We start from the raw sequence: 12,505 nt of genomic DNA on the forward strand, positions 1-12,505 counted from the left end.
ACGAAGTAATACACAAGTCTATTTGCCACTCAGAGGTAGAATTTTCGATTTCTTACCGGCCAAACACAAGGATTACAATGACAACTGAGGCAATAATCCCTACCAAATCTGCCAGTAAACCAACCTTCAGCGCATCTCCCATTTTTTTAATGCCAACTGCTCCGAAATAAACCGTTAAAATATAAAATGTGGTATCTGTACTTCCCTGCATGGTCGATGCCAAACGACCGATAAAAGAATCAGGTCCGTATGTAGAAATTAGATCCGTCGTGATACCAAGAGCAGCCGTTCCAGATATCGGTTTGATAAGAGCTAAAGGTACAATTTCAGCCGGAACGCCGACTGCTTGCAGCATAGGTTTTAAAATAGATAAGAAAAAATCAAGGGCTCCTGAAGCTCGAAAAATAGAGATGCTCACTAACATGCCGACTAAGTAAGGAATGATGGAAAAAGCAATTTGTAATCCGTCTTTCCCTCCCTCTACAAACTTTTCATACGTAGGAATTTTTTTATAGGTTCCATAAAGTAAAATGCATCCTACGATAAGAGGAATAAACATCAATGATACTTGATTAAGCATAGTCATTTTCGTTTTCCTCCTTTTCGTGTACGTCGATAATAAAAGAAGCGATCAATGATGATAGCTCCTATCGTAGCTACAACAGTTGCTAAAAGTGTGGTACCGACAATTTCAGTAGGATTAGCCGAGTTATACGTAATTCGAATTGCAATAACTGTGGTTGGTATAAGTGTTAAACTGGTTGTGTTAAGTGCTAAAAGTGTGATCATAGAACGGCTTGCTTCGTCTCTATCGCCGTTTAGCTTTTTAAGCTGCTCCATCGCTTTAATGCCAAGAGGAGTTGCCGCATTCCCGAGTCCAAACATATTCGCCATCATATTGGACAATATGTACCCTAAGGCCGGATGATCTTTTGGAACATCAGGGAAAAGTCTTGTAATGATGGGTCGAAACAGTTTCGCTAACTTGTCGAGAAGCCCTGCACTTTGAGCAATATTCATCATCCCTAACCAAAAGACCAGCACGCTGATTAACCCAATGCTGATGGTCACTGCTTCGCCTGCTCCTTGAAAAATTGCTTTGTTTACATCACCAATTTTTCCATTTATAATCGCAAAAACAATTCCGATAATGGTCAGCAGCATCCAAATAATATTAACCATCTGTTTTGGCTCCAGACTGAATAAACATTAATCGCTTCACTTTATCAAAAAAACCTTTTTGCTGCTCGGACTGCTTTTCGAAATAAATTGGAACACTGTCAATCGTCTCTCCACTTCTATAAATATCGAGCTTTCCTACCACATTTGGAACTTCCCCTGTTTCTTTCCACTGCTTTTTAGGCTGAATTAACGTTGTTTTCACTTCTACAGAGCTTTGTTCTTTCTTTGTGAGAGGATAGACGACATTTCGTTTAATATACAACTGATCTTTATAGAAAGAATCCTTTATATCTGCCAATTCTCCTTTTGCAGCTAAACTGGTCATATCATATTTATCAAATGCATTTTCATACATGGAAATGTGATCGTTCCAATCATCTGGGGCATTGATCGTTACAGCAATTAAATCCATTCCATCTTTTGTAGCAGTTGTCACAAGCGTTCGTTTTGCTAATTTTGTATACCCTGTTTTTCCGCCAGTACAGTATGCATACAGTGTTGTCAGCAGTTTATTTTTGTTTTTCCACACTCGATCCCATTTCTCTTCAGGATGCTTCATTCGATAGACTTTTGTTCCTGAAATCTCTTTGAAAATTTTATTATTCATTGCATAGCGCATGAGCAGAGCCATATCGTGCGCGGTTGAGCGATGATTTTCATGATCGTCTAATCCATGCGGATTTTGAAATGTTGTATTTGTCATGCCAATTTCTTCTGCTTTTTTATTCATCAAATAAACAAATCCATCTTCGCTTCCTCCAACGGCTTCTGCGATAGCTACAGCAGCATCATTACCTGAACGAAGCATCAAGCCATATACTAAATCTTTTAATTTTATTTTTTCACCTTCAACTAAATACACAGAAGAACCTTCAACACCAACTGCGCTGTGGCTCACGGTAACTGTTTTATTTATTTTGCCAGATTCAATCGCCAGTATTGCTGTCATAATTTTTGTAATGCTAGCAATTCGGCTAACTTGATCTGCATTTTTAGCATATAACACTCTCCCTGATTTCTGTTCCATCAAAATAGCACTATGAGCACTTACGCTCCCCGCTGCAGATGATGTGGAAGGCCAACCGCTGAGACATAGCAATACAATAAATAGATAGATGATACTTTTTTTGCTTCTTTTCATGTCATCCCCGTCCCTCTACCTGTTTGTACAAGTTTATGCTCGTCTTTTTTGGTTATGAATGAAAAGATTTGTCCATACAAAAAAGAACATAGAAAAAACTCTATGTTCTTTTACATTTTCACTTCATTTCTTGAAACGATTGAAAAAACAAATCTGCTTCTTGATCGGTTCCTTCTTGTAATAAATCTTCTGGAAGCGGCGGCAGCTCTTCGATACTTTTAAGGCCAAAATAGCCTAAAAATTCTTTTGTCGTTCCGTATAAGATGGCCCGCCCTGCGCCTTCCGCTCGTCCCACTTCTTTTAATAAAACCTTTCCAATTAAAGTTTGAAGAGGTCTTTCCGTTTTCACTCCTCGAATCTCTTCGATTTCAGCTCTTGTAATTGGCTGCTTATACGCTACAATAGCTAACGTTTCAAGCGCTGCTTGTGATAATGATTGATTAGCGGGAGCTTCTACGAGCTTCTCAATATATGGTGCATACTCTTTTTTTGTGACAAGCTGATAGGCCCCTCCTATTTCAACAAGTGTAACTCCTCTGAACTTACACTCTTGCTCTAAGCTCTCCAAAGCACCTTGAATGTCTTCATGAGGCTTTTCTATAATCTCAGCTAACCGGCTAATGGATAGACCTTCATCACCAGAAACAAAAAGTAAGCTCTCAATAATAGCCTGTAGATCATTCGTTGTCATTCCTCTTCATTCCTTTCTCGATACGATACATAAAGCTCGTCTAGATTGTGCTGCTGTTCCACAACGATTTCATTTTCTTTCATTAATTCCAGCACAGCTAAAAACGTTACAACAATATGATCACGCTCTTGATAAGGAAACAGCTGATAAAAACTTTTTTTCCCTTTAAAGGCTTTTAATTCGTTCACAATTTCACTCATGCGCTTATCAATTGGAATGTCTTGCCTTGCTATTTTCGTCTGCATAGGCTTTTTGTTTTGCTTTCGTTTCATCAACTTTTGAAAAGCACTTAGCATATCATACAGTGATATATCCAATCCTTCATCCTGAGGCTGCGTACGTTCTTCTGCATTTATTTGCACATTACTTGGAGGTTTTGTATACACATGACTTTGGTCTTCTTCCAGCTTTTGAAGCTCTACCGCCGCTTCTTTAAACTTTCGATATTCAATTAAGCGCTGCATCAATTCTTCACGCGGATCTTCTTCATCGACCATTTCAATTTCATCCATATCTTCTTCATACGTAGGCAGAAGCATTTTACTTTTAATTTGAAGCAAAGTTGCTGCCATGACTAGATACTCACTGGCAACGTCTAGCTGAAGCTCATTCATTGTATGTATAAACATCATATATTGCTCAGTAATTGTCGCTACTGGGATATCGTAAATATCAATTTCAAATCGGTTAATCAAATGCAGAAGAAGATCTAAAGGTCCTTCAAACGCATCTACTTTTACACTATACTCCACTTTTATCTCACCAACACTTTTCAATTGCTTATCATTTCTGCTGCTTTATATAACGTTACTATCATTAGTATAGAGGATTATAGACACATGTCCAATACAAATTAACGTAAAAATAGGTCATTTGCCCATACAAAAAGTTTAAATATACATATGATGTCAAGGTAATAAGATTTTGAAATGGCTGAAGGAGGAACTCGCATGGGTGAAAAATCTTGTGGATACGGTAGCGGTTTCGCTTTAATTGTTGTACTGTTTATTTTATTAATTATTGTTGGTTGTTCTTGCTTACGCTTCTAACCACACATATTGAATAAAAACAAACGTGTTCGCCATACCTTGAGCACGTTTGTCTCTTTAAAGGCACCGCGCTGATGAATAGCTAATTTTTGTGATACACTACATATAGAGTCTTACCAGGAGGGAACAAGATTGTATTCACAAGCCTATATTGATTATTTAGTTCATTTTCATGGCGACCGGGATTACTTTGAATGTCATGAACTGCTAGAAGAACACTGGAAAAAAGACGAAAGAGGACACCGCAATATTATTTGGGTTGGCCTTATTCAAATTGCTGTTTCACTCTATCATCATCGACGCCAAAATTTCGCCGGAGCCAAAAGAACGATGCAAAAGGCGCTGACAATTTTAACGAAGGAAGAAGAAAACATTGCACAGCTTGGACTTAATTATCCTTCACTGCTTAAACTTCTTCGCAAACAATTAGCTTTAATCGATACCTATCAGCCATATAAAAGTATTAACTTGCCCATTGAAGATCCAGCATTATTACGAGCTTGCAAACAAAGAAGCACTGATAAACAGCTTGTCTGGTTATCAGCTTCTAATCTGCAAAATGATGCGATTGTTCATCGTCACAGCACGCGAGATCGGTCAGATGTGATTGCGGAAAGACAAGCGAACTTATTGGCAAAACAAAACAACAGGTAGCTTCTAGCTACCTGTTGTTTTATGATGACTAAGATGTGAAAGAAGCTTTCGCACCTCACCTAATCATGCTTTTCTTTATTCATCTGCCTGACACTTTTCATAAAACGGAGCGATGATTTCACTCGGCTTAATTTGTGCAGTCGTATACATTTCTTTAAGAGCTTTAATCATTTTTTTGCCAATGCCCTGTTGGCGGTGTGAAGGGTTTACACTGACGTGTTGAACCTCAATCAAACTTTTATCGAGCATGGAAATGCCAACAATCCCAATAATATCTTCTTCTTGCTTCCAAAGATACAGCTGCCAATGTTCGTTTTGCTCATATTCTTTCATCGTTTGTTGAAGTTTTTTTAAATCTTTTTCCGTAGGTACAAACGATAGAAGACCCATGGCAATTTTTTCATAGTTTCGTTTATAGCGAATAAGCATACGATTCTCCCTCGTCCTCAAACTTTCCTACAAATTAATGCGCTGCGTTTTTTACTGCTTTTATCATACAAAATTTATAAGTAAATAGCAATATTACACAAAAGCTTGTCCTATGTCATGCGTGTATGAGAAACCTAATCTATTACGCTTTTTGAGCTGTTGCGCGAAGAAAAAACGCCGTAACCCCCTGTAAAAGGTTGTTATGACGTTTTATTAGCTAATATCCATTTATAGCAGTATGCTCTTATTCTTCCCAGACTTTTACTTCTTTCATTACGTCGCCATTTTTCATTTTTAACACTGTATCAAGCCCTTCTGTTACTTTTCCAAATACAGTGTGAACACCGTTCAAATGAGGCTGTGGCTCATGAACAAGAAAGAACTGACTGCCGCCTGTGTCTTTACCAGCATGTGCCATTGATAGAGAACCCGCTTCGTGTTTGTGAGGGTTTCCTTCTGTTTCACATTTAATTGAGTAGCCAGGGCCGCCAGCACCTGTACCAGTTGGGTCTCCTCCTTGAGAAACAAATCCAGGGATAACGCGGTGGAACGTTACGCCGTTGTAGAATCCTTCATTAGCTAACTTTTCAAAGTTTTCTACTGTTCCTGGTGCTTCGTTCGGAAATAAATCGATTAGAATTTTTTCGCCATTTTCCATTAGAATACTTGCTTTTTTCATATAAATGACCTCCAATATATGTATTAGTACCGCTATAGGCTCTGTTTTTCCCTATCAAAGCGGCAAAACGTAAAAGTTGCAAGTGCCACCTAGAGTAGAACACTTACATTTATAAACTCACTCTATTCTACTACAAACAAGCTCATGAATTCAATGAATGCACTTTTTCACTTTCTTCTCGTAGGGCTCTAAATAAAAAATAGTAGTTGTGAGATGAAACTTTTTATAGTATCATCCGTCTAATACAGTGATAGAGATACATAGATTTCATTTCATATAGAAATCTACGCCTCTAGACTGATTTATGGGAAAATGATGAATTGACTCTGTTACTTCAGACCTGCCCGTATTATAATAGGGCAAGTATGGGATTAAAGGAGGAAAAAGGTTTGAAATTAACGATAAAAGCAATGATGGTGACATTAGGTCTTCTTCTATTCCTAACCGCACCCTTAAAAAGTTTTGCAGATGCTGCTCCGGGCGATGTTATTATTACATTAGGTGAGGACTTAACCAGCTCTCAGAAGCAACAGGTATTAAATGACCTTGATGCGCCAAGCAATGCTCAAACAGTAACCGTGACAAACCAAGAAGAGCATGAATATTTAGGTGACTTTATTCCAAAGGCTACTATTGGATCTCGTGCTATTTCATCTTCTAGTATTACCCTTGGTTCAAAAGATTCAGGTTTAAGCGTATCAACTCAAAATATTAATGGTATTACGGACGACATGTATATTAATGCTTTGATGACCGCCGGCGTTAAAGATGCAAAAATCCAGATTACCGCTCCATTTGAAGTATCTGGTACAGCTGCTTTAACAGGTATTATGAAAGCATATGAAGTTCAAACAGATCAAAAAATCCCAGAAGAAGTAAAAAAAGCAGCCAATGAAGAGATGGTCCAGACATCTGAGCTTGGTGAAAAAATCGGTAAAGAAAAAGCAGCGCAGTTTATGGCAACGATTAAAGAAGAAATTGCCAAAGAAAATCCTCAAACAAAGGACGATTTACGCACGTTAATTCAGCGAGTGGCTGATGATTTAGGTATTAAATTAACAGATTCAGAGCTTAATACACTTGTTGACTTTTTCAATCGTTTAAAAGATATGAACATCGATTGGAATCAAGTAAAAGACCAACTTTCTGCGACAAAGGAAAAAGTAACAACATTTCTTCAGTCAGAAGAAGGCCAATCATTTCTTGATAAATTAAAGCAATTCTTTGTTGATATTATTAATGCTATTAAATCGTTATTCTCATAAAAAAAAGAGCCTCTTGAACAAGAGGCTCTTTTTTTACGTTAATCACTCGTTACTTTTTTACCGTCACTTTGTATTTCACGTCATTTTTTACAATGTCTTCATACGTTTCGCGTTTTACGACTAGCTGTGCTTCTCCATCTTCTACGAACACGACAGCTGGCTTTGGCAAACGGTTATAGTGACTTGCCATAGAATAACCGTATGCGCCTGTACAAAACATCGCTAATAAATCATCTGGGTTTGCTTTTGGAAGGTGTACATCCCACATCAGCATATCCCCCGATTCGCAGCACTTACCCGCAATAGATACAAGCTCATCACTCTCATCATTCATTCGATTGGCAATGACCGCTTCATATTTCGCTTGATACAGCGCAGGACGGATATTGTCGTTCATTCCTCCATCAATGGCTACATATTCACGTACATTAGGTACATGCTTACGAGAACCAATTGAATACAGAGTCGTTCCAGCATCTCCTACAAGAGAGCGGCCGGGCTCAATCCAAATTTCAGGGATTTCTACCTCTAACTGTTTAGACTGCTTTTTGACCTCTTCTATAATAACTTCCACATACTGCGAAACAGGAATAGGCTGATCTTCTTCCGTATAACGAATGCCAAAGCCGCCGCCTAAATTTAATACTTGCGGAACAAATTCTATACGTTGTTTCCACTCTTTCATTTTTGCAAAAAGCTTTTGAGTCGCCATAATAAATCCGGTTGTTTCAAAAATTTGAGATCCTATATGACAGTGAATACCTAAAAGTTCTAGCCCCTTGCTATTTTGCACAAGACGCACAGCTTCGTCTGCTTGACCGTTTTGAAGATCAAACCCAAACTTCGAGTCTTCCTGCCCTGTCAAGATATAATCATGTGTATGAGCTTCAATTCCGGGTGTTAATCTGAGAAGAACAGGCATCTTTTTTGGATACTGTTCCGTTATTTCCTGAAGCAATGCAATTTCATAAAAATTATCAACTACAATGCATCCTACATCTTCTTTGATGGCCATTTCTAGTTCTGCTCGGCTTTTATTGTTTCCATGAAAATGAATCCGTTCTTTCGGAAAGTCAGCTGCTAAAGCCGTATACAGTTCTCCTCCCGAAACAACGTCTAACGAAAGACCTTCTTCATGAACGACTTGGACCATGGCAATTGTAGAAAAAGCTTTGCTTGCATAAGCGACCTGTGCTTTTACCCCATGCTTTTCAAATGTTTCTTTAAATCCTCTAGCACGCTGCCGAATTAAAGCCACGTCATATACGTAAAGGGGTGTCCCAAAATTTGATGCTAATTCAACCGTATCAACTCCACCAATTTCAAGATGACCCTGCTTATTTATGCGACTTGTTCCGTGTAAAAACATGTTTAGACCCCGTTCCTGTGTATAGTGTAAAAAAGACAGTTAACGGCAATTCGCTGCTAACTGTCTAAATATTTATTATTTTCCATATTTAAAACAAATCTATCACATCTTCATACAGGTTTCAACCACCTATTTTGTTTAAGGTTTTGCAGGCTGGCGGTCTTTATCCTGCGGATGCACAATACTAGGTCGCGGATTTGCTCCAGGAACCGGTGTGCGAATGATAATCTGCCATAAAGCCTGCGGATTAAATGGAAGAAACGGCCACAAATAAGGCGTATTCAATGATTTTAGACGTACCATGTAGAGAATGATAGCCGTTGTCGCAATAAGGAATCCTGGAGTATGAAATGCCGCAACAAAAATTAATAAAAACAATCTCAGCATCTTATTTGCCACTGCTAACTCATAGCTTGGCGTTGAAAAAGAACCAATGGACGCAATAGCTACATAAAGAATAACTTCCGGAACAAACAATCCTACATCAATGGCAATCTGTCCAATGAGTGCTGCAGCAATTAAACCCATAGCAGTAGCAAGCGGTGTCGGCGTATGAATGGCGGCCATCCTCAGGAACTCAACCCCTAGATCGGCTAAGAAAATCTGGATAACTGTCGGAATATTTGTTGCTTCGTTTGGCCCAATAAATTGCAATTTTGCCGGCAGCAGATCTGGCTCAAGTACAAATAACAGCCATAGCGGCAATAAGAAAAGAGACGCCAGAATTCCTAAAAACCGTATCCAGCGTATAAAGGTACCTACAGAAGGAGACTGCCTGTATTCTTCTGCATGCTGCACGTGATGAAACAGCGTAGTTGGTGTAATAATAACGCTTGGAGACGTATCTGTAATAATGATCACATGCCCTTCTAGTACATGAGCTGCTGCTGTGTCCGGACGTTCTGTATAGCGTACCATTGGAAAAGGATTAATTCCTTGTTTGACTAAAAACTCTTCAATGGATTTGTCAGCCATAGGCAAACCATCTACATCGATAGCTTCCAGTTCATCTTTTATCAGTTTAACCAGTCCTGGATCAGCTACCCCCTTTATGTACCCAATCGCTACGTCCAGTTTCGAACGTTCGCCTACCTTCATAATTTCAAAACGAAATCTTCCGTCACGGATTCGTCTTCTCGTTAACGCTGTATTGATAATGATGTTTTCAGTGTATCCATCTCTTGCTCCGCGAATCACTTTCTCTGTATCCGCTTCTTCAGGCGATCTGCCGGGATACGTACGCACATCGACTTCAAAGCCAACTTCTTCACCGTCAATTAAAACGAATAACAGTCCTGATAAAACAGAAACCATTCCATCATCTAACGTTTTTAAAGGCTTTACTTGCTGATGAATAAGACGGTTTTCAACAATATCTTTTAGCTTCGCTCGTTCAACTTCATTATCATTAATTTGAACGAGCACTTTTGTAATTTCAATAATAAATGAACTGTCGCATAATCCTGTTACATAGTAAACATGAACTTCTCGATCCAAAATAAGTAATTTACGCACGCCCACATCAAAGCTTGTGTTCATACTAGCGTTTTCTTTGAACCACTGATCGTTTTTTTGCACTTTTGAAAAAATAGCTGTTTTCTGCTCTGCTGGCTTACCCAAACGAATCGCTCCTTTCTAAAATAAGTCTTGCTGCTTTTTCAGTAATCGGACATCCAATTTCAATATCGTCCATCCTAGCCATTTTGCCGATATCCCCTATTCCTACAACTAAGGGAATATCGAGCTGATCCAAGCAGTAAACTGTATCTCCATTAATTCGTCCGACTTCTAATTCTTGAATTCCGCTTTTATCCACGCCATAATGCGATATTTCTCCAAAACGATCGATGGTCACATCCACTCTTGTCCATTCGCTTTGATGAGTACGTGATGCCACGGCGATCACTCCAAGAACTTCTACTTGAGGATGCTTTGCTACGTGCAGCAAAGCAATTTCCCCAGGTCCTTCCTCTAAGAAACCGCTATCGTCAAACATCACAAAGACGGGATCATATGGTGCTTGAAGAATTAAATCTACCGTTTGACTACCTGTTAACGTAGTAGGGTTTCCATATGACCTCGAAATGCATCTGCCACCAACTGATTTAGCTACATGCTCAATTGCTTTGCGAGCATATTCATCACCATCGGTTACAATAATGATCCTTCTTTTTTTCATAATCTTTTATCCTTTCGGTTTAAAGATTAACGCGATAATAAAAGCAAATAAAATAGCTGCTGAAATTCCAGCCGAGGTAAGTTCAAAAATCCCAATCCCAATCCCGATAAATCCATGGTCATCCGCTTGCTTCATCGCTCCGTGCAGCAAAGAATGACCAAAGCTTGTAATTGGAACCGTCGCTCCGGCGCCAGCAAATTCAATTAACTTATCATAAAGACCAAATCCATCTAAAATCGCTCCTGCAACTACAAACGAACTCATAACATGCGCTGGAGTAAGCTTAGCAAGATCAAGCAGCAGCTGCCCAATAACGCAAATGATTCCTCCTACAGCAAAAGCTATTACATACTCCATTGATCATCCCCCTCCCCAATATGTTCTAAGACGACGCCATGAGCAATTGTTGGAATTGACTCTTTTTGCTGAATCATCGTTGGACTTAAAAGAGCTCCTGTTGCCACCATAAACACTTTCTTTAAGTTTCCTGATTTTAATTCATTTAAAATATGCCCATACGTGACAATAGCCGAGCAGCCGCAGCCGCTTCCTCCTGCAAATACATTTTGATCAGGGCGATATACCATTAATCCGCAATCATTATGATTGGTTGATATATCGTAGCCTTCGTCCTTGAGCAGCTGTTTTAAGATTGGACTTCCTACACCAGATAAATCTCCTGTTAAAATAAGATCATACTCGCTTGGAGCAACGTTTAAGTCTTCCAAATGTCTTTGAATGGTATCTGCAGCAGCTGGTGCCATAGCAGAACCCATGTCGTTTGCATTTTTAATCCCGTAATCCATTACCCGACCAATCGTTGCAGACGTGAGACGGACAATACCTTTTTCTTTCGAGACCAGCGCTGCCCCTGCTCCCGTAATGGTTGCCGTTGCTGTATCTGGTTTTTGTCCTCCGTACTCGGTAGGATTTCGAAATTGGCGCTCAGCCGTTGCGTTATGACTGCTCGCTGATGCAATAACACGATTAGCAAACCCTGCATCTACAAGAGCTGCTCCCGTTGCGAGCGTTTCCATTGATGTGGAGCAAGCGCCAAACATGCATAGAAATGGAATTTGGTTATGCCGGGCTACAAAATTAGCCGTTACGTTTTGATTTAATAAATCTCCAGCCAAAAACAAATCAACGTCTTCATAGGATAAATTTATTTTTTGCAAGCAGGAATCAATAGACTCCGTCATAAGCCTTCTTTCAGCCAACTCCCAGTTATCTTCTTCACAGTGCAAATCTTTATGTGTAATATCAAATGTTTCTCCTAACGGTCCATCTGCTTCTTTTGGTCCTACAGCTGTTCCTGTGGCATTAATATAAATAGGATTTTCATAAACCCACGTTTGCTTTCCAGTTTTTCTCATAATCCCCCTCTTTTCATAGCAAATAAGTTTTAAAAAGGTAGCGAATGATTCCTACAACGTAAGCCGAAACCGTTCCAAATACAATGACGTTTCCGGCCAGTTTGAACATGTTCGTCGCAATTCCAAGAACAATCCCTTCACTTCGATGTTCAAGCGCTGCACTCGTCATGGAATTGGCAAAACCCGTAACAGGAACAGCTGAACCTGCACCTGCGAATTGACCAATACGATCGTATATCCCAAACCCGGTTAAAAGCGCAGATATTAAAATAAGGGTTGCAACGGTAGGATTACCTGCATTTTTTTCATTAAAGTCAAAAAATGCAATATAGAAATTTTGAATTGCCTGTCCTAATGTACAAATAATTCCCCCTACCAAAAAGGCTTTTAGGCAATTTGCCACATATGAAGGTTTAGGCTGAAATGGTTTAATGCTTTCTTGATAGTTATCTTTTAATTTTTGATTATTTGCCATGTTACATACATCCTTT

The 12,505-nt window shown here is 39.2% G+C and carries 16 protein-coding genes; 3 read left to right on the top strand and 13 right to left on the bottom strand.

The annotated features are described in order from the left end of the window. Window positions 1-52 precede the first annotated feature (52 nt). The 5 genes from ACFX4N_RS16350 to ACFX4N_RS16370 form a co-directional block, all read right to left on the bottom strand. The gene (locus ACFX4N_RS16350; protein ID WP_013059056.1) at window positions 53-586 is read right to left on the bottom strand and encodes a spore maturation protein; all 534 of its coding nucleotides are present in this window, start codon (window positions 584-586) and stop codon (window positions 53-55) included. Continuing rightward, window positions 583-1,182 (bottom strand): nucleoside recognition domain-containing protein, encoded by a 600-nt coding sequence (locus tag ACFX4N_RS16355; RefSeq protein ID WP_013059057.1) that lies wholly within the window; start codon window positions 1,180-1,182, stop codon window positions 583-585. Before ACFX4N_RS16355 ends, ACFX4N_RS16350 begins: the two co-directional genes overlap by 4 nt. After that, window positions 1,175-2,323: a D-alanyl-D-alanine carboxypeptidase family protein gene (locus ACFX4N_RS16360; protein ID WP_029320329.1), complete on the bottom strand. Its 1,149-nt coding sequence runs from the start codon at window positions 2,321-2,323 to the stop codon at window positions 1,175-1,177. The genes ACFX4N_RS16355 and ACFX4N_RS16360 overlap by 8 nt, the downstream gene beginning before the upstream one ends. 118 nt (window positions 2,324-2,441) lie before the next feature. Further along, window positions 2,442-3,014, bottom strand: coding sequence for an SMC-Scp complex subunit ScpB (scpB, locus tag ACFX4N_RS16365; RefSeq protein ID WP_057273995.1), 573 nt, complete (start codon window positions 3,012-3,014; stop codon window positions 2,442-2,444). Next, a complete protein-coding gene (locus ACFX4N_RS16370) occupies window positions 3,011-3,766 on the bottom strand; it encodes a segregation/condensation protein A (protein ID WP_013059060.1) in 756 nt (251 codons plus the stop codon). Before ACFX4N_RS16370 ends, scpB begins: the two co-directional genes overlap by 4 nt. Window positions 3,767-3,964: 198 nt before the next feature. Between ACFX4N_RS16370 and ACFX4N_RS16375 the strand changes: the two genes are divergently transcribed. Both ACFX4N_RS16375 and ACFX4N_RS16380 read left to right on the top strand, forming a co-directional pair. Further along, entirely contained in the window at window positions 3,965-4,063 is a 99-nt protein-coding gene (locus tag ACFX4N_RS16375; protein ID WP_170836726.1) for a YjcZ family sporulation protein, read from the top strand. Between the two features lie 132 nt (window positions 4,064-4,195). Then, entirely contained in the window at window positions 4,196-4,717 is a 522-nt protein-coding gene (locus ACFX4N_RS16380) for a DUF309 domain-containing protein (protein ID WP_057273996.1), read from the top strand. 75 nt (window positions 4,718-4,792) lie between these two features. On the opposite strand, the gene ACFX4N_RS16385 is transcribed toward ACFX4N_RS16380, so the two are convergent. Together ACFX4N_RS16385 and ACFX4N_RS16390 are read right to left on the bottom strand one after the other, a co-directional pair. Further along, window positions 4,793-5,146 carry a GNAT family N-acetyltransferase gene (locus tag ACFX4N_RS16385; RefSeq protein WP_013059063.1) on the bottom strand — a complete coding sequence of 118 codons (354 nt, stop codon included), beginning with the start codon at window positions 5,144-5,146 and terminating at the stop codon, window positions 4,793-4,795. 244 nt (window positions 5,147-5,390) lie between these two features. Then, window positions 5,391-5,825 carry a peptidylprolyl isomerase gene (locus ACFX4N_RS16390; protein WP_013059064.1) on the bottom strand — a complete coding sequence of 145 codons (435 nt, stop codon included), beginning with the start codon at window positions 5,823-5,825 and terminating at the stop codon, window positions 5,391-5,393. Window positions 5,826-6,214: 389 nt separating this feature from the next. On the opposite strand from ACFX4N_RS16390, the gene ACFX4N_RS16395 reads away from it, so the two are divergent. Then, window positions 6,215-7,090 (top strand): DUF1002 domain-containing protein, encoded by an 876-nt coding sequence (locus ACFX4N_RS16395; protein WP_057273997.1) that lies wholly within the window; start codon window positions 6,215-6,217, stop codon window positions 7,088-7,090. A 49-nt stretch (window positions 7,091-7,139) separates the two neighbouring features. Here ACFX4N_RS16395 and lysA read toward each other — a convergent pair whose 3' ends face one another. From lysA to spoVAC, 6 genes are all read right to left on the bottom strand, one after another. Further along, the gene (gene lysA, locus ACFX4N_RS16400; protein WP_057273998.1) at window positions 7,140-8,459 is read right to left on the bottom strand and encodes a diaminopimelate decarboxylase; all 1,320 of its coding nucleotides are present in this window, start codon (window positions 8,457-8,459) and stop codon (window positions 7,140-7,142) included. A gap of 138 nt (window positions 8,460-8,597) precedes the next feature. Next, complete coding sequence (locus tag ACFX4N_RS16405) at window positions 8,598-10,079, bottom strand: spore germination protein (RefSeq protein WP_029320320.1); 1,482 nt, start codon at window positions 10,077-10,079, stop codon at window positions 8,598-8,600. After that, window positions 10,072-10,638: a stage V sporulation protein SpoVABEA gene (spoVAEA, locus tag ACFX4N_RS16410; RefSeq protein WP_057273999.1), complete on the bottom strand. Its 567-nt coding sequence runs from the start codon at window positions 10,636-10,638 to the stop codon at window positions 10,072-10,074. The genes ACFX4N_RS16405 and spoVAEA overlap by 8 nt, the downstream gene beginning before the upstream one ends. A gap of 6 nt (window positions 10,639-10,644) precedes the next feature. Next, window positions 10,645-10,995: a stage V sporulation protein AE gene (gene spoVAE / locus ACFX4N_RS16415; RefSeq protein WP_013059069.1), complete on the bottom strand. Its 351-nt coding sequence runs from the start codon at window positions 10,993-10,995 to the stop codon at window positions 10,645-10,647. Continuing rightward, entirely contained in the window at window positions 10,983-12,014 is a 1,032-nt protein-coding gene (spoVAD, locus tag ACFX4N_RS16420) for a stage V sporulation protein AD (protein WP_013084932.1), read from the bottom strand. Before spoVAD ends, spoVAE begins: the two co-directional genes overlap by 13 nt. Before the next feature lie 13 nt (window positions 12,015-12,027). Then, entirely contained in the window at window positions 12,028-12,489 is a 462-nt protein-coding gene (gene spoVAC / locus ACFX4N_RS16425) for a stage V sporulation protein AC (protein ID WP_025750442.1), read from the bottom strand. Between the last annotated feature and the right edge of the window lie 16 nt (window positions 12,490-12,505).

Source organism: Priestia sp. YIM B13551 (assembly GCF_042787905.1).
Taxonomy (GTDB): Bacteria; Bacillota; Bacilli; order Bacillales; family Bacillaceae_H; genus Priestia.